General features: G+C 44.7%; 18 protein-coding genes, 1 tRNA gene and 2 riboswitches. Of the genes, 10 read left to right on the top strand and 9 right to left on the bottom strand.

The window, feature by feature from the left end:
* The first annotated feature begins 124 nt into the window (after positions 1 to 124).
* Positions 125 to 808 (top strand): deoxynucleoside kinase, encoded by a 684-nt coding sequence (locus CEG13_RS09995; RefSeq protein ID WP_100011735.1) that lies wholly within the window; start codon positions 125 to 127, stop codon positions 806 to 808.
* A 229-nt stretch (positions 809 to 1,037) separates the two neighbouring features.
* Positions 1,038 to 1,784 carry a class I SAM-dependent methyltransferase gene (locus CEG13_RS09990; protein ID WP_100011734.1) on the top strand — a complete coding sequence of 249 codons (747 nt, stop codon included), beginning with the start codon at positions 1,038 to 1,040 and terminating at the stop codon, positions 1,782 to 1,784.
* 206 nt (positions 1,785 to 1,990) lie between these two features.
* Here CEG13_RS09990 and proC read toward each other — a convergent pair whose 3' ends face one another.
* The 6 genes from proC to CEG13_RS09955 form a co-directional block, all read right to left on the bottom strand.
* Positions 1,991 to 2,806 (bottom strand): pyrroline-5-carboxylate reductase, encoded by an 816-nt coding sequence (gene proC / locus CEG13_RS09980; protein WP_100011732.1) that lies wholly within the window; start codon positions 2,804 to 2,806, stop codon positions 1,991 to 1,993.
* A 127-nt stretch (positions 2,807 to 2,933) separates the two neighbouring features.
* Positions 2,934 to 3,026 (bottom strand) — tRNA-Ser (locus CEG13_RS09975).
* A gap of 274 nt (positions 3,027 to 3,300) precedes the next feature.
* On the bottom strand, positions 3,301 to 4,509 hold the full coding sequence (locus CEG13_RS09970) for a M20 family metallopeptidase (protein ID WP_100011731.1): 1,209 nt from the start codon (positions 4,507 to 4,509) through the stop codon (positions 3,301 to 3,303).
* A 24-nt stretch (positions 4,510 to 4,533) separates the two neighbouring features.
* Positions 4,534 to 5,352, bottom strand: coding sequence for a MetQ/NlpA family ABC transporter substrate-binding protein (locus tag CEG13_RS09965; protein ID WP_100011730.1), 819 nt, complete (start codon positions 5,350 to 5,352; stop codon positions 4,534 to 4,536).
* Positions 5,353 to 5,367: 15 nt separating this feature from the next.
* Positions 5,368 to 6,018, bottom strand: coding sequence for a methionine ABC transporter permease (locus CEG13_RS09960; RefSeq protein WP_100011729.1), 651 nt, complete (start codon positions 6,016 to 6,018; stop codon positions 5,368 to 5,370).
* The gene (locus CEG13_RS09955) at positions 6,008 to 7,039 is read right to left on the bottom strand and encodes a methionine ABC transporter ATP-binding protein (protein ID WP_100011728.1); all 1,032 of its coding nucleotides are present in this window, start codon (positions 7,037 to 7,039) and stop codon (positions 6,008 to 6,010) included. The genes CEG13_RS09960 and CEG13_RS09955 overlap by 11 nt, the downstream gene beginning before the upstream one ends.
* An 82-nt stretch (positions 7,040 to 7,121) precedes the next feature.
* Positions 7,122 to 7,227: riboswitch (SAM riboswitch) on the bottom strand.
* Between the two features lie 88 nt (positions 7,228 to 7,315).
* A riboswitch (SAM riboswitch) is annotated at positions 7,316 to 7,419 on the bottom strand.
* A 258-nt stretch (positions 7,420 to 7,677) separates the two neighbouring features.
* Here CEG13_RS09955 and CEG13_RS09950 point away from each other — a divergent pair.
* The 8 genes from CEG13_RS09950 to CEG13_RS09910 all read left to right on the top strand — a co-directional run bounded on the left by CEG13_RS09950 (position 7,678) and on the right by CEG13_RS09910 (position 12,605).
* Positions 7,678 to 8,094, top strand: coding sequence for a PH domain-containing protein (locus tag CEG13_RS09950; protein WP_100011727.1), 417 nt, complete (start codon positions 7,678 to 7,680; stop codon positions 8,092 to 8,094).
* A 210-nt stretch (positions 8,095 to 8,304) separates the two neighbouring features.
* On the top strand, positions 8,305 to 8,868 hold the full coding sequence (locus CEG13_RS09945; protein WP_100011726.1) for a Gfo/Idh/MocA family protein: 564 nt from the start codon (positions 8,305 to 8,307) through the stop codon (positions 8,866 to 8,868).
* A 490-nt stretch (positions 8,869 to 9,358) separates the two neighbouring features.
* On the top strand, positions 9,359 to 9,721 hold the full coding sequence (locus CEG13_RS09935) for a VOC family protein (protein WP_100011724.1): 363 nt from the start codon (positions 9,359 to 9,361) through the stop codon (positions 9,719 to 9,721).
* 1 nt (position 9,722) lies between these two features.
* Positions 9,723 to 10,118, top strand: a complete 396-nt coding sequence (locus tag CEG13_RS09930; protein ID WP_100011723.1) for a VOC family protein — start codon at positions 9,723 to 9,725, stop codon at positions 10,116 to 10,118.
* 83 nt (positions 10,119 to 10,201) lie between these two features.
* On the top strand, positions 10,202 to 11,356 hold the full coding sequence (locus tag CEG13_RS09925) for a CapA family protein (RefSeq protein WP_100011722.1): 1,155 nt from the start codon (positions 10,202 to 10,204) through the stop codon (positions 11,354 to 11,356).
* Positions 11,357 to 11,411: 55 nt separating this feature from the next.
* On the top strand, positions 11,412 to 11,804 hold the full coding sequence (locus tag CEG13_RS09920) for a protein kinase family protein (RefSeq protein WP_100011721.1): 393 nt from the start codon (positions 11,412 to 11,414) through the stop codon (positions 11,802 to 11,804).
* Positions 11,805 to 11,816: 12 nt separating this feature from the next.
* Entirely contained in the window at positions 11,817 to 12,098 is a 282-nt protein-coding gene (locus CEG13_RS19095; protein ID WP_100011720.1) for a hypothetical protein, read from the top strand.
* Between the two features lie 84 nt (positions 12,099 to 12,182).
* Entirely contained in the window at positions 12,183 to 12,605 is a 423-nt protein-coding gene (locus CEG13_RS09910) for an Ohr family peroxiredoxin (protein WP_100011719.1), read from the top strand.
* A gap of 57 nt (positions 12,606 to 12,662) precedes the next feature.
* On the opposite strand, the gene CEG13_RS09905 is transcribed toward CEG13_RS09910, so the two are convergent.
* From CEG13_RS09905 to CEG13_RS09895, 3 genes are all read right to left on the bottom strand, one after another.
* Positions 12,663 to 13,868, bottom strand: a complete 1,206-nt coding sequence (locus tag CEG13_RS09905) for a Bcr/CflA family efflux MFS transporter (RefSeq protein WP_100011718.1) — start codon at positions 13,866 to 13,868, stop codon at positions 12,663 to 12,665.
* 216 nt (positions 13,869 to 14,084) lie between these two features.
* Positions 14,085 to 15,359 (bottom strand): serine--tRNA ligase, encoded by a 1,275-nt coding sequence (serS, locus tag CEG13_RS09900; RefSeq protein ID WP_100011717.1) that lies wholly within the window; start codon positions 15,357 to 15,359, stop codon positions 14,085 to 14,087.
* An 84-nt stretch (positions 15,360 to 15,443) separates the two neighbouring features.
* Positions 15,444 to 15,995 (bottom strand): cysteine hydrolase family protein, encoded by a 552-nt coding sequence (locus CEG13_RS09895; RefSeq protein ID WP_100011716.1) that lies wholly within the window; start codon positions 15,993 to 15,995, stop codon positions 15,444 to 15,446.
* Positions 15,996 to 16,014 lie beyond the last annotated feature (19 nt).

The raw sequence follows: 16,014 nt of genomic DNA, 5'->3' as shown, positions 1-16,014 counted from the left end.
AAAAGTGTCTCGTTCGTGCTCTCATCAAGGAGATGATGACACGAACGCCTCATTCACGCACTCATAGTGTAAATAAGGCCACGTACACAGAAAAGAATCCTTATTGATGAAAGGGAGAACCACAATGAACCTACGGGAAAAATACAACATCCCGCATGACAGTATAATAACAGTGGCCGGCACAGTGGGGGTCGGAAAGTCGACGATGACCCATCATCTGGCGCAGGCCTTGCAATTTAAAACGTCCCTGGAAAAAGTGGATGCCAACCCATACCTGGAGAAATTTTATGCGGACTTTGAACGCTGGAGTTTTCATCTGCAGATTTATTTTCTCGCCGAGCGTTTTAAGGAGCAAAAGAAGATTTTTGAATATGGCGGGGGCTTTATCCAGGACCGGTCGATTTATGAGGATACAGGGATTTTTGCGAAGATGCATGCGGATAATGGCACGATGTCGAAAACCGATTTTGAGACATATTCCAATTTATTCGATGCCATGGTGATGACACCATATTTTCCGCATCCGGACTTATTGATTTATCTCGAAGGCTCGTTTGATGATATCATTTCCCGCATCCATGCACGCGGCAGGGACATGGAAAAGAATACACCGATTTCCTATTGGGAGGAAATGCACACACGCTATGAAAATTGGATTAATAACTTCAACGCCTGCCCGATTTTGCGTCTGAATATCTCTGATTATGACTTGATGAAGCCGGAAGAGTCGGTCGAACCAATTTTGGAGAAGGTCGGCAGCTTTATTCAGCATGGAAGGCAGCGGACGACAAGGGAATTGATTAAATAATTTGTTCAGAATGGCTAATCATACTAAACGGGGGTACCAGATCACACAATGATTCGGTATCCTTTTTTTATTGTTAAAAGGGGCGCAGGGGAAGCTGATTTGAAATGATATTTTGAAAAGAAAAAGTTTTATGATAGAATGCAAATATACGTTCGTTAGAATATCAAAAGGGGAAAAGATTTTTTGCAGGTAAGACCAAATAAATTAAATTCTACGAGGGGGCGAGTTTGTGAGTTTTGAGGTGCTTCATGCCAATAAGAAAAGTTGGGATAAAGTTGCGGATCGATTTTATGGAAGGAACCCGCTTCCAGAATATGGACCTTTTGCGCCAAGTGAAGAGGAACTATATTTATTTGGTGACGTCAAAGGGGCAAAGATTTTAGAAATTGGCTGTGGTAGTGGGCATTCATTGCAATATATGGATCAAAAAAACGCTGGTGAGCTATGGGGGTTAGATTTATCAAAAAAACAAATAAAAGCTGCTAACAAATTATTAAAAAACAGTAATTCCACAATAAATTTATTTGAGTCACCGATGGAGGAAGATCCAGGTCTGCCTGATAATTATTTTGACATTGTATTTTCTATATTTGCCTTAGGTTGGACAACAAATCTTCATAAGACATTATCAAATGTTAATAAATACTTAAAACCAGGCGGTACCTTTATATTTAGTTGGGAACACCCACTGTTTAATCGTGTAAGCAGTAAAGAAGACTCCCTAATATTTAACAAACCATATCACGAGGAAGGCCCTTACACTCATGAAGCATGGACCGATCCTGCTATTATGCAACAATATCGACTAAGTACATATGTCAATTCATTGATTAATCACGGATTTAAAATCAATAGAATTGTGGAAGATGTTCGCTTATCAGAAGATGATATAAAAAAGCATTCGAATAGCTGGTACTTATATGAAAAAGCAAAGTTTCTTCCAACAACTTTGATCATAAAGAGCCAAAAGTGTTAGCTTCATATTTTTTACAAAGAGCCATATATAGAGGTGTATAGGTTGGCGCTAGTGTAAATACTTGACTTACTTTTAAATAAGTAGCTTCAGCAAATAGATTCTTTATTTGAATAAAAAAAGCTAACAGCTGGGTGCTCCGGAGAGGAAGCACCCTGTTATTTTGCAGGAGTAGAGGTAATTTGCCCCAACTCTCCACTAAATGCCTTCTATTCTTCCTTACCCAACTCAACAGACCGCTTCCTCGCACTCTCTACACAATCCTTGATAATCGCAGCAAAGTCGTTCTTCTCCAAGGATTGAACCCCAGCCTCGGTCGTTCCCTTTGTACTGGTAATTTTTTTCCGCAGAAGGGCAGCTGGTTCACCGGAATCTTTTAGCATTTCTCCTGCGCCGACAACAGTCTGGATAATCAGCTCATGGGCGGTCTCCGGATCGAGTCCCGCTTCGACCGCAGCCTTTTCCATGGCTTCCACCAAATAATAAATGTAGGCCGGTCCGCTGCCGGAAATGCCCGTCACGGTATGCATATCCACCTCTTCTACGACCTGAGTCAAGCCAATCGTGTTGAACAGTGCTTCCACCTGTCTGATGTGCTCTGCCCCGGCGTATTTCCCTGCAGCAATCGCGGTGGCTGAAGCACCGACTGCCGCAGAAGTGTTAGGCATCGTCCGTACGACTGGTGCCTCCTTGCCGATGAGCCGGGAAATGAAATCCGTCGATATCCCGGCGACGACCGAAATGATCAGCTGCTCCGGCTGAATATGACTGCGGATCGAGGTGAGCATTTCCTCCAAGTCATATGGCTTGGTCGCCAAAAGAACCATATCCGCCTCCTGCACCACCTGCTCCTTATCCATGCTGGTGCGCACCTGATAGGTGTTGCTGATCTCTTCCAGCCGCTCTGCATTGGAGCGATTTGTTACTGTGATCTGCTCTTTAGGCAAAATCCCCTGATGCACAATCCCGGAAATGACAGCCTCCGCCATATTGCCCGCACCGATAAATGCAATTTTTCCGTTCATATAGAAAACCTCCTTTCCATACCATGTGTGTTATCCATTGATTTCCTTATTCTTGCCATCTGTAAACAGAAAAAACCGCCACAAGCTGCAGCGGTTTTTTATCTCCAAATTTTATGCGCTAATTTAATGGAGGAGGTAGAGGGATTCGAACCCCCGCGCGGTTTGACCCGCCTGTCGGTTTTCAAGACCGATCCCTTCAGCCAAACTTGGGTATACCTCCATGACGACAAGATCTAATATACCATGCCGCCGTTTTCTATGTCAAACAGGATGGTGAAGTTTTTTGGTGCAGTACTCGGGACAGTGGTTCAGCGCTCTAGGTAAAATGTCAGCGGTTTGCGAAAAAACTCCATCGATTGGAACCTAAACTTCAGCAGTTCAGACACAAAACTCTACTCACTCCACCGGAAAACATCAGCGGTGCTTCTGCATTCACCAAATATCGGCAAAATTCGTGCCCCCGCTGCGCATATCCGTGCATCCTGATCAAATCTTTATTCTATCTTCTTCCGCTCCGTAAACTCCTGATAAACCTCCCCATAAACCTTTGCATCCGTCAGTAGCTCCAGAACAGTAAGAGCAACTGCTTTTGCTCCGACAATCAGCGCCGCATCGCCTTTTTCCGAACGAGCAGCCTCACGAAACCTGGCGGTATGGCCGATCAGATCATTCGGCCCAATTTTAATATGCGGATGGATGGTTGGCACGACTTGGCTGACATTTCCCGCGTCTGTGGAGCCGAGGGCCGTTTTCTTTTTCTCCTTCACCGTTTCCCCAAGCCCCTCGATGACCTCCTTAAATACAGCATCAAACCGGTCATTCAGAATAAAATTATCCACCTCATTCTGAAAAGCAGTGATTTTCACCGTTGCGCCTGAAGCAAGGGCAGCACCCTCCGCAATCGCCTTCACTTTTCCTGTTACCTCATCAAGCACAGGACGTGAGGCGGCACGGATGAAAAATTTTGCCTTGGCGTATTCCGGGACAATGTTGGGTGCATCCCCGCCGTCGGTAATAATCCCGTGAATTCGCACATCGGACGGCAGATGCTGTCTTAATGCATTAATTCCATTGAACAGCTGGATCACGCCATCCAGGGCATTGATGCCTTTTTCCGGGTAGGCAGAGGCATGGGACGGTTTGCCGAAAAATTCAAAGTCAAGCGGGTCCACCGCCAAGCTAGGTCCTGTTAGCATTGTTTCTGCACCGGGATGCAGCATAATCGCCGCGTCTAAATCCTCGACAAGACCCGCCTTGACAAAACTTCCCTTGGCGCTTCCATTTGGTCCGCCTTCCTCTGCCGGTGTACCAAGCACCACAATTTCTCCGCCGACCTCCTCAATGACATGACCTAAAGCAATAGCAGCAGCGACACTGGTTGTGCCAATCAGGTTGTGCCCGCATGCGTGACCAATCTCCGGCAGAGCGTCATATTCCGCCAGCAGCCCAATCGTCAGTCCTTGAGCGCTCGCTTTTTTCCTGGCCAGAAATGCCGTTTCATGCCCCGCCACCTGTTTTTCCACATCAAACCCTTCCTGAATCAGCAGCTCTATTAACCGTCCAGCGGCAAAAAACTCCTGATTGCCAATCTCCGGATGTTCATGAATCGCGTGGCTCGTTTCAATATATTTCTCCTTATGTTCCTCAATATTACTGATGATGCGGTCTTTCACTACCTCTAAACGGTCGATTGCAGTTGCCATTTTCCCCTCATCCTTTCTTCTCTTTTAGTGTCCAATCTCACTCAATGGAACAAATGTTGGAATTTGGTTGCCGTCATAATAGTCATTGATCAGTTCCATCACCTCATCGGACTGGTAAATCTCGGCAAGGCGGTTCAGCGTTTCGTCATCCTTATTCTCTTCCTGGACAGCAATGAGGTTGATGTATGGGGTTGCTGTTTCGTCTTCATGAAAAATCGAGTCATCCAGCGGGCTGAAACCGGCATCCACAGCAATCCCGTTATTGATGATGGAAGCATCGACATCCGGCAGCACGCGCGGTGTCTGACCGGCAACCAAGAGTTCAAAACTGAGGTTTTTCGGATTTTCCACGATTTTATCGAGGGAGCCATTGCCGTCAAAGCCTTCTTCTAATTTGATCAGCCCCGCTTGCTCAAGCAAAAGCAGCCCGCGGCCCATATTTGTCGCTTCTTTTGCCAAGGCGATCGTCCCGCCTTCCGGGATTTCTTCCACAGAGCTATGTTTTTCCGAATACAAGCCCATTGGAGCAATCACGGTTGTAGCAATCGGCGTCAGGTCGAGATCATGTTCTTCAATAAACGCATCGAAATAGGAAACCGTCTGAAATGCATTGGCATCAATTTCTCCTTCAGCCAAAGCTAAATTAGGTTGCACATAATCGGAAAAGCGGACGATCTCGACGTTAATCCCTTCCTCAGCAGCCTTTTCAGCAACAAAATCCCAAACGGTCGTGTCCGATCCGCTGATCCCCACACTCACCGTAGAAGCGGCGTTCCCGCTCGAGCAGGCACTTGCCGCAATCGCAAATAAAATAAGAAAACTAAAAACGGCTAATTTTTTCATGATCGATTCTCTCCTTTATCTTCTTCTGATTTTTTTCGATAAAATATTCCCGGTGGACTGCAGGCCCTGCACCATGATGACAAGGATTCCCACTGTGATCACCATCACGACCGTGTCAAACCGCTGATAGCCATACGTAATTGCCAAGTCACCGAGTCCGCCGCCGCCGACTGCTCCTGCCATCGCCGATGCGCCGACCAGACCGATCGTCGCAATCGTGATGCCTAGAAGCAGGGAACTGAGCGCCTCCGGAATCAAGAAGCGGAGAATGATCTGGCGAGGTGTAGCTCCCATTGCCTGCGCCGCTTCCATCACCCCAGGGTCTACTTCTAAGAGCGAGTTTTCAATTAATCTGGCAATATAGGGTCCGGAAAAAAGCATCATCGGCACAACTGCTGCCGCTGTCCCTATTGAGGTGCCGACAATCAGCCGGGTGAATGGAATCACCGCCACCATCAAAATAATAAAAGGAACCGAGCGGAACAGATTAACTACTGCATTTAATACGGCAAATACTTGCTTGTTTTCCCATAAATGTCCCTTCCTGGTGACAACCAGCAGAATGCCCAGCGGCAAGCCGATCAAAACGGCAAACAGGAGGGAGAACGATACCATGGCAATGGTTTCCCATAAAGCGGTCACAATTTGCTGCCAATCAACCAGCATCTGCCAACACCTCTTTCAATGTGATATCTGAGTGGCGTATATGCATCAGCACACGATTAATCTCTTTTGGTTCACCATCAAATTTGACAATCAGATTGCCAAACGGGATGCCCTGGAGCTCTGTGATATTTCCGAATAGCACATTGACTTCGACAGGGAATTGCTTGGCGATTTGCGAGAGCAGGGGAGAGCCGGTCGATTCACCGATAAAGACAATCCGGTAAATCTGATGCGCTTCATCCTGCGCCTTGATAAGCTGATAGACCGAATCAGGCAGCTGATCATGCATCACGGAACGGACAAAATTCTGCGCGATTGTTGTTTTCGGATCAGAAAATACTTCAAACACTGATCCGGCTTCGACTACCTTTCCACGGTCAAGCACGGCCACCTTGTCGCAAATTTCCCGGATCACGCCCATCTCATGGGTGATGATCAGAATCGTGATGTTGTATTCGTGATTGATCTGTTTCAAAAGCTTTAAAATCGAATTGGTCGTCTCTGGATCCAGAGCAGATGTCGCTTCATCACATAAAAGCACCGATGGCTGTGTCGCCAGCGAGCGGGCAATGCCGACGCGCTGCTTCTGCCCGCCCGACAGCTGATCCGGATAATTATCCGCCTTATCACTCAAGCCCACGAATTCCAGCAGTTCCGTTACACGCTGTTTCACTTCTTCTTTTGGTGTTTTGGAAAGGAGTAAAGGCATCGCCACATTCGTAAACACCGTCTTGGAATTCAGCAGATTGAAGTGCTGGAACACCATGCCAATATTCTTTTTGGCTTCCCTCAACTCCCTGGGCGAGAGATGCAAGAGCTCCTGCCCGTTGACGGTAACGCTCCCGGCGGTCGGTCGCTCAAGCAGGTTCACACAGCGGACCAGCGAGCTTTTCCCCGCACCGCTAAAACCAATCACACCATAAATTTCTCCCTTTTCAATATGCAGATTCACATCATCCAATGCTGTTATTTCCTTTATGCCCGTGTCATAGACCTTGCTGACATGCTCCAGGGTAATCATGTGTCTCTCTCCCTTTTTGTGTTTTTAAATAAAAAATGCCCCTTCTTAATGTAAATAAGAAGAGGCACACATCTTTTCCCTCTTCTTATCTGTCAAGCGATCGCTTGCTGGAATTGGCACAGTACTCATGTAATGAGTCCGCTGCCGAGGCATCAAAGGGCCAGCCCCTCCACCTCTCTGGATAAGAAGTTTTTATGTTTTTAGTTATCCTGGTAAAACGAAAAAATCCCTCCTTAAGATATAAGAAGAGATTGGCATGTTATGTATCCACCGCTCTTCTTATTTTCCAAGCTTTAGCTTGTTGGATGTGGCACAGTACGCAAAAGCGCCCGCTGCCGAGGTTTCACAGGGCCAATTCCCTCCACCTCTCGGAATAAGAAGTATCCGTTATTCATTTGATTGTTTTTTAGATTACTATGTTTTTGAATATTTGTCAACGGGTTTTTGGAGAAATTTTCCTTAAAGTACTGGAAGCAATATTTCAGCACTCTAGGCGAACATTAACGGTTTTTGAAAATCCTCATCAGTTGGAACACTCAAAAGCTTCGGGTGAAAATTCCAACGCTTCAAGGGGTTAAATTGAAACCTTTCCAATAACTGAAGCGTATATTTAGCAATTGAAGAAAGGAGGGGCTCAAATGTATTTCGTATCGAAAAAAGACACTTTGTATTTTATAGTGATTTGGGGCACCGTCATTTTTCTTTCTCAAACCTTCATATTTCGACTAGAATCTGCATTTGGCGGGGTTGTCGGATTTATTATAATAGGATACCTAATTTGGATATGGTTTGGAACTGGATATAAAATCGAAGGGGCAACATTAAAGGTGCAATTTGGAGGATTTAAGTGGGAGACGGATATTGAAGAGATAAAAACGATTAGAAAAGTAAAGAATCCATTTTCAGCACCTGCTTTAGCCATGGATCGGTTAGAAATTTTATATGGCAAATACGACGTAATGACCATATCTCCAAAGAATGAAGATAAATTCATTGAGTTATTATTGAACGAAAATCCTCAAATACAGATAGAGGAAAAGCGATCCAAATATTAATTGCCTAAGACGATGATAACTTTTGCATGGGTCCATTATATAAAGTAATATTGGAATTATAGAAAGATTTTATTAAAAACAAGAGGGCCCCAGAAAATGAGTCGTTTAAAAGAAAAAGTTGCGATTATTACAGGTGTGGAATTACCGGTAGATGGCGGGGTAACAGCGATATAGGATATGGTATGTTTTTTTGGGCAAGGGGGCATCTCCTTGTCCGATTTGTTACTTAACCAAAGAAATATCGTCAGAAAGAAGGAGATGATCGTGAAAACAGGAGTTTGGCGGAATGTTGGTGCATTAGGCACCCATATGATTGATTGTTTAAGATGGATGACACAAAGTGAAGTGGAATTTGTAAACGGTTTACTGCACACGCACGTGCCCCAAGGTGCAGGAGAAACACGGGATGCGGATGATGCTTTCTTTATCCATGGAAAGATGGATAACGATACCACTTTTTCCGTTCAGCTCGTTTCAGGAGTGAATCACGGGTTAGGTTCCAGCATAGACGTGTTTGGAAGTGAGGGAACGATCACGTTAAAAAACGATAAACAACTTAGTTTTGGTAGAATAAATGAACCATTACAAAAAATAGAGATTCCATCACACGAGGCAGTCCCTTCACATCTATCAAAGGAGGCAAGTGCTTATTATCCGGCATTTCACCCTTTCTTGGAGATGATCTATGACTATATTATTAATGATCAGGCAGACAAAGATTTGCCCACCATTGAAGATGGACATGAGAATCAGGTAATTATGGATAAAATATAAGTCGAGTATAAGTGGGCTAGGTGGTGTCGATTTGTTTTACCATGCAAAAACAGAAAGAGTAGTTCAGCTTCTTTTTTTAATGCTTATCGTATCGTTAATCCTAACAAATTGGGAGTACACTGTGATGCTTTATTTCTTAATTCTTTTTCTTCTGTTTATCATTGCAACACTGTTTATTACCTTTACGTTTAAGATAACAGACGGCTCCATAACATACCAGATACTTCTATTTTCATTAATAATTTATCGAAAAGAGGTTACCTATAATAAAATCCTCGCTATGAAATTTAAACGTGTCGGGTGGGGCAGAAAATGCGTGATTGTACAATATAATAAACATCGCCATTTTCGAATCATGAATTTCTATCCAGAGCAAATTTATACTGACTTACAGGATTTTGCTGATAAACATAACATACCAATTGATAAAACAAAGGACTATTTAATCTTGGAAACTGCTAAATAATCTATATGGAAAGAAGGAGAGCGAATGGCAAAAGTAATTGGTTTCGAACTCAACAGCCAGGAACCTGAGAAGGCCGCAACATTCTATTCCGCTGTTTTTGGCTGGGAGACTGGAGAACCCCATTGGGATTACCGTTCAGTGACGACAGGGAAAGATGCAGAGTCCGGAATCAACGGAGGAATCGCAAAAGGTCCTAAGGATTATCCGCACGGTACTCGTATTCAGATTGAAGTTGAGTCCATGGATGATGCAATTTCCAAGGCAAAGGAATATGGAGCGATGATAGTGCGCGAGAAAATGGAGTTTGATGATTTTTTTCTTGCCTATCTCGTTGATCCCATGGGACTAGGTTTTGGGCTTATTCAAAAAAAGCAGAGGGGAAAATAAAATGAGCTTGCTAAGAGTTGGGACTACTTATATGCCAGTTAAAGATGTTCAGCTTTCCACTGACTGGTATGTAAGTAATCTGGGAGCGAAATTAAACTATCAAGACGAAGATAAGGCTATTTTGAATTTGGCAGACCAGAGTTTCTTTCTTGTGAAATCGAAGGAAGGTCAGCGAGCAAATTTCTATGACACTTACGGGGAAGAGTGCTTTTCTTTGACCTTTGAGGTGGATGGAATAAAAGCATTAGAGGCTCTACATAGGGATTTTATCAGCAAACAGATAAGCGTCGGTGCGATTGAAAACAGGGGACATGCCGGAAGAAATTTTGTATTCAGCGATCTTGATGGAAATAAATTCGATGTGTGGAGTCAGTTAAGCCCTGATTTTCGAAAATAAATGTAAATGCTTTCAAATTAAGTATTCTCCTGACTAAATTCTATGATAAAATAAAACAAAAGTCCTAAGGAGAAAGTACTGATATGCGGACAAGAAGAATAGCCTTCGTTTTTGCTTTGATTTTTCTTTTGCTTGCAGCTTGTAGTCAGGATGAAAAAACAGCTAGTCCCATAGAAAAGCAGCGGGAAATTGAGATAATGAAGCGGGTGGAGCCAAAGGCCATTACCAGGAAAATAACTCTTACGGCGGTTGGCGACATTTTGATTCACGACCGTGTTTATAACGATGCAGCGGTAAAGGACGGGTATGACTTTCTCCCTATGCTGGAGCGGGTTCGCCCTTTCTTAAACAACACGACGATTACCGTGGCGAATCAGGAAACGATGATTGGCGGAGAGGAGATTGGATTATCTTCGTATCCTTCATTTAACAGTCCGTTGGAGGTTGGCCATGCTTTAAAGGACGTCGGTGTGGATGTGGTCACCATCGCCAATAATCACACTCTGGATCGCGGGGAGCCAGCCATCCAGCAGGCGATCAGGAACTGGGAAGCCATGGATATGATGTACACCGGTGCTTTTAAAAATGAGAAAGATAGCGAAACGCTCCGAATCTATCAGACGGATGTGGGAATATCTGTCGCTTTTTTGGCTTATACCTATGGCACGAACGGGATTCCAGTGCCAGACGGGAAGGACTATTTAGTTAATTTGATCGATAAAGAGGCGATGGCGCAGGAAATCACCAAAGCTAAAGATGAGGCAGACGTGGTGGTACTAAGCCTCCATTTCGGCGACGAATACGAACCGATGCCAAATGACCGGCAAAAGAATTTGGCACAATTTGCCGCCGACCAAGGAGTTGACGTGGTCTTGGGCCACCATCCGCACGTACTGCAGCCGCTGGAATGGGTGGAAGGAAAGAATGGAAACAAGAGCTTTGTCGCCTATTCGCTGGGCAACTTTTTGTCAGGGCAGGATGAATTTTACAACCAAATCGGCGGGGTTTTGAAATTGACCATTAGCCAGACGACTGGGGCGAACGGGGAAGAAGAAATAGAGGTTACGAAACCGAAGTTTATGCCTACCTTTGTCGATTTTAATAATGAAAGCAATTACCGGGTCCTCCCGATGTATCAGCTTACAGACAAAGAATTGGAGGGCGCCGGTGGCTATTACAGAGACGTTCGGGAGCACATGTCGCAATGGATGCCTGAAATGGAGTTTGTGGAGGGATGATGGAGGAAGAGGGACAGTTTATAGACGGTTTGTAGCCTTTCATCGGAGGGATTCTTTGACAACCAAAATAATTTTCGCATCCAATAAATTAGGCGATGTAACGAACGACCAATTGCAATTAATGCTGAATAAGTTTAACAAAGGGAAACTCCTATCCTCACAGAGACCTGCAAATGGTGTAATGGGGCAAACGATCCTAATTTCATCAACAGCGGGAGAATTTGTGTTGAAAGGAAATCCCCTTTATCCAGGGCAATTTCTTGGAGAACAATATTTTGTGGAAAATCTTCAAGAAAAGACGAATGTTGTTGTTCCGTCTCCATATTTAATTGATCATTCAGAGGGTATATTTGGCTGGAGTTATTCATTAATGCCGCGTTTACAAGGGGAGCATCTGGATTCTGCCAAAATTAATCCTAATGAAAAGTTGGAGATTGCTGAAGTATAGCGAATACACTGATTGAATTGCACAGTTGGAAAGCTGAGGCGTACGGGGAGCTGGATACCAAAAATCGATCCATTCAACCCTTTGAAGATTCCTATACAAAATGGCTCTGCCATCACCACCGCTGTTCGTGTCGAATTTGGTACATATGAAGAATATTATTTTTTGAAAGAAGTAGATGGACATGTGTATGAAATCTTTTTTGATATCGCTTTTGGAGCTGAGGAGTATGATAAATTGCTGGATAGCTATTTAGACATTGTACGCTCATTTGAGGTTAGTGGGGTAGAGAATTAAACTTTATAATCAAACAACATGTTTAATACCAGCACTTTTAAGGAATAGTTTTAATGTAATTCAGAAAAAGGAGTTGAATGATTGATGAGTATTTATGAAGCAAAAGTGTTTAATACCGGCGGCCGAGGCGGCGAAGTGCATAGTGAAGACAATTCCTTTAAGTTGAACGTGAAACAGCCTAAAGAGATGTCCGGTGACGACACGAACGAAACCAATCCGGAACAACTTTTCGCAGCTGCGTATAGTGCCTGCTATAATAGTGCGCTCGATGGCGTGTTGAAGAAAGATAAAGCTGATGATGTAAAACGTGTCGTGATCGCAACTGCCAAGTTACTCAAAGATGAATCAGATGGCGGATTCAAACTTGGTGCTGAAATCGAAGTTGAGTTTGAAGGTATTGATCAGGCAAAAGCAGATGAATATGTGGAACAGGCGCATAAAGGATGCCCATATTCCAAGATGACACAAAATGGCATCGATGTGGATCTAAAAGCAACAGTAAAATAATGAATCGTATGGATAGAAACCGACCCTTAAAAAAGAGTCGGTTTTTCTGTATATCCATCATTCCTCTGTCGACACCTTTTTCACCAGCAAAAAGAAAGCAATAAATCCGATAAGTGACGTAGAAAATAATATAGCTCCCATCGGCACAGCAGATGCTTCATTAATGCCGGCCAGTGGGGAGAAGACAGAGCCGAGCAGCAGTGGGAGCATACCTAAGACGGCACTGGCACTTCCGGCGCGGTGTCCCTGTTTGGCCATACCCAGGGTGAAGGTACTTGTGATCACCATTCCCATAGTCGTCATGTAAATGAAAATCAAGATGACAATCGAGGCTAGCGGTCCTTCAATGATCGTCATAAGAAGCAAAATGGACGTTGCGGTCAGTGCGATCGTGACGGCTGTCTGGAGCAAGGTTTTTTCCGGAATAATTCCGCCAAAGCGTCCAATAATGAAACTGCCTGTGATGATAGCCAGTCCATTTATACCAAACAGCACACTGAATGTTTGCGGGGAAACGCCATAAATTTCCTGATAGACAAACGGTGTCCCCGATACATAGGCAAAACTTCCGCCATGGACAAATCCGACGACCAATGCATAGCCAATGAACGAACGGTCTTTTAACAAACTGCCCATGGTCACGACCGATGCGCCGAGTGAGCTGGGGATCCGCTTCTCCGGCGGCAGTGTCTCTTTCAACTTCATGCTAACGATGGCAACAATCAAAATACCAATAAGGGCTAAAAAGATAAAAATGGCCTGCCAGTTTGCGAATTCAAACGACAGGATTGCCCCGCCAGCCATTGGTGCGATCATGGGAGCGACGGCATTGATCACCATTAAAAGCGCGAAGAATTTCGTCAGGGCTTTACCGCTGAACACGTCACGTACGACTGCCCGTGACAGCACAACCCCTGCAGATGCAGTGAATCCCTGTAAAAACCGTGCGGCAATTAATATTCCTATATTCGGCGCAAATGCACAGAGAATGGATGCCAATGCAAAAAGAGAAGTAGATATTAATATGGGCTTTCTTCTGCCCTGTGCATCACTGATTGGTCCAATAACCACCTGACCGATCGCAAGTCCGAGTAAACATGCGGTCAAACTGGTTTGCACAAGGGTGGCGCTTGTATTTAAATCCTCGGCAATCCCGGGAAAGCTGGGCAAATACATATCGATGTTGAGCGGCCCCAGAAATGCCAGCAGACCAAGAAGCAGCGCCAGCCCCATACGCTTTTTACCTGTAGGATTATGCAATATAGCTTCTTGTTGTTCCAGATAAATAAGTCATCACTCCTAACTTTTATATTTTAATGGTTTTTGGGTGGTTTGTTAAGTTTATTGATTGATGTCAGGGGAGAAATGAAAGATTTGAAATGGTGCCTGTCACTCGTCGGATTTTGTCGAAAAAAAACAGGCACCCTGGAGAGTGAAAGATCACTCACTAGAATGCCTGTTTTTTTACTAGAACAAACCTTACCTGATCACATTTTTTCCGCCCATATACGGGCGCAATGCTTCAGGTACTGTGACAGTCCCGTCTTCCTGCTGGTAATTTTCCAGAATGGCTGCTACGGTGCGGCCAAGCGCCAAGCCGGATCCGTTCAGGGTATGGACAAATTCCGGCTTTCCATTCGTTTCCCTGCGGAAGCGGATGCCTGCCCGTCTCGCCTGAAAATCCTCAAAATTGGAGCAGGAAGAGATTTCACGGTACGTTTCCTGGCTTGGGATCCATACTTCAATATCATATTTCTTTGCTGCGGTAAAGCCAAGATCCCCCGTACACATGCTCATCACCCGGTAAGGGAGCTTCAGCAGCTGTAGCACTTTCTCCGCATGGCCGGTCAATGTTTCCAGTGTGTCATAGGAATCTTCTGGCTTGGTAAAATGAACCAGCTCGACTTTATTGAATTGATGCTGGCGAATCAGCCCACGGGTATCACGGCCGGCAGAACCCGCTTCGGAACGGAAATTGGTGCTGTAGGCCGTATATTTTTTCGGGAGATCGTCTACCATTAGAATCTCATCCCGATAGTAATTAGTGACAGGCACCTCTGCTGTCGGAATCAGATAATAATTGGTTTCTTCCAGTTTAAATTCATCTTCGGCAAATTTCGGAAACTGACCTGTGCCGATTAAGCTCGCTTCATTAACAATCTGCGGCGGCAGCATTTCCTCGTATCCATGCTCATCGGCATGCAGATCCATCATAAAGTTAAGCAGCGCACGCTCCAGCCGGGCGCCAAGACCTTTGTAAAAGACAAACCGGCTTCCCGTTACTTTTGCGGCGCGTTCAAAATCAAGAATGTCGAGATCGGCCGCAATATCCCAGTGCGGCTGTGCTTCAAAGCCAAAGGCAGGCTGCTCGCCCCATTCGCGGGCCACTACATTATCGCCTTCATCTTCACCAATAGGTACGGATTCATGCGGAATGTTCGGGATGGAAAGCAGCAATTGTTGCAGCGTTTCCTCTGTTTCTTTTAGCTCCTTATCCAGGGTGGAAATTTGCTCGCCTACAGCACGCATTTCCTGAATGGCCGGATCTGCGTCTTTATTTTCCTTTTTCAATACGGAAATCTGCTTGGATGCTTCATTCCGTTTCGCTTTCAGGGTTTCGGTTTCACTAATCAGGCTTCGGCGCTTCTCATCAAGCTCGCCGAATTTGTCGAGATCCGTTAAGTCTTCCCCACGATGGGCGAGTTTTTCTTTCACCTCGGTAAAGTTGCTGCGCAAGTATTTCATATCAAGCATTGGTAGTTCCTCCTTTTGTGATGGTTGGTTGTTTGTATTGTGTGATGGTGGTGCAGTTTGATTCGACGGTTTAACACAATACTCTTATTTGATAATTTCCGCGCCAAGTGCATTCTCAAAATGCTGCAGTGCCCATTCGTGACCATCGGGGTTAAAGCTTGCGACCGCATGCTGATGGACGACCACATCAAAACCAAGGTTATATGCAGATACGGCAGCGTGTAATACGCAAATATCCGTCGCACATCCGACCAAGTGGACCTCTGTTATCCCGCGTTCCCGAAGTTTGATTTCCAGGTCTGTTCCCACAAACGGAGAGTATCTTGTTTTATCCAGCCAATAGACATGTTGTTTATCTTTATTTCTTTCATATACCGACTGCAGCTCCCCGTATAATTCCCTGCCTGTTTCCCCTTCGATATTGTGCGGCGGGTAAAGCTTTGTCTCCGGATGATAAGCATCGTCTTTTTGGTGATAATCGATAGCGAAAACGACATAATCACCGTTTTTTATAAAATCTTCCGTGATGCGAACCATTTCCTGCTCAATTTTCTGCCCGGGTTCACCACAAGTCAATGCCCCGTCTTTCGCCACAAAATCATTCGTGTAATCAATGTTCAACAGAGCTTTTTTCATCATCATTCACTCCTTTTAA

The organism is Lentibacillus sediminis (assembly GCF_002763455.1).
GTDB lineage: Bacteria > Bacillota > Bacilli > Bacillales > Amphibacillaceae > Lentibacillus_D > Lentibacillus_D sediminis_A.
Note: the sequence above shows the minus strand (reverse complement) of the source record. Positions and strands in the feature narration are given on the sequence as shown.

Bases quoted from the DNA above. Each gene is read 5' to 3' on its own strand.
- CEG13_RS09955 (WP_100011728.1), bottom strand. From the start codon at position 7,039: ATGATTACCCTGGAGCATGTCAGCAAGGTCTATGACACGGGCATAAAG.
- CEG13_RS09910 (WP_100011719.1), top strand. From the start codon at position 12,183: ATGAGTATTTATGAAGCAAAAGTGTTTAATACCGGCGGCCGAGGCGGC.
- proC (WP_100011732.1), bottom strand. From the start codon at position 2,806: ATGAACGGAAAAATTGCATTTATCGGTGCGGGCAATATGGCGGAGGCT.
- CEG13_RS09960 (WP_100011729.1), bottom strand. From the start codon at position 6,018: ATGCTGGTTGATTGGCAGCAAATTGTGACCGCTTTATGGGAAACCATT.
- CEG13_RS09930 (WP_100011723.1), top strand. From the start codon at position 9,723: ATGAGCTTGCTAAGAGTTGGGACTACTTATATGCCAGTTAAAGATGTT.
- serS (WP_100011717.1), bottom strand. From the start codon at position 15,359: ATGCTTGATATGAAATACTTGCGCAGCAACTTTACCGAGGTGAAAGAA.
- CEG13_RS09970 (WP_100011731.1), bottom strand. From the start codon at position 4,509: ATGGCAACTGCAATCGACCGTTTAGAGGTAGTGAAAGACCGCATCATC.
- CEG13_RS09995 (WP_100011735.1), top strand. From the start codon at position 125: ATGAACCTACGGGAAAAATACAACATCCCGCATGACAGTATAATAACA.
- CEG13_RS09895 (WP_100011716.1), bottom strand. From the start codon at position 15,995: ATGAAAAAAGCTCTGTTGAACATTGATTACACGAATGATTTTGTGGCG.
- CEG13_RS09950 (WP_100011727.1), top strand. From the start codon at position 7,678: ATGTATTTCGTATCGAAAAAAGACACTTTGTATTTTATAGTGATTTGG.
- CEG13_RS09935 (WP_100011724.1), top strand. From the start codon at position 9,359: ATGGCAAAAGTAATTGGTTTCGAACTCAACAGCCAGGAACCTGAGAAG.
- CEG13_RS09925 (WP_100011722.1), top strand. From the start codon at position 10,202: ATGCGGACAAGAAGAATAGCCTTCGTTTTTGCTTTGATTTTTCTTTTG.
- CEG13_RS09965 (WP_100011730.1), bottom strand. From the start codon at position 5,352: ATGAAAAAATTAGCCGTTTTTAGTTTTCTTATTTTATTTGCGATTGCG.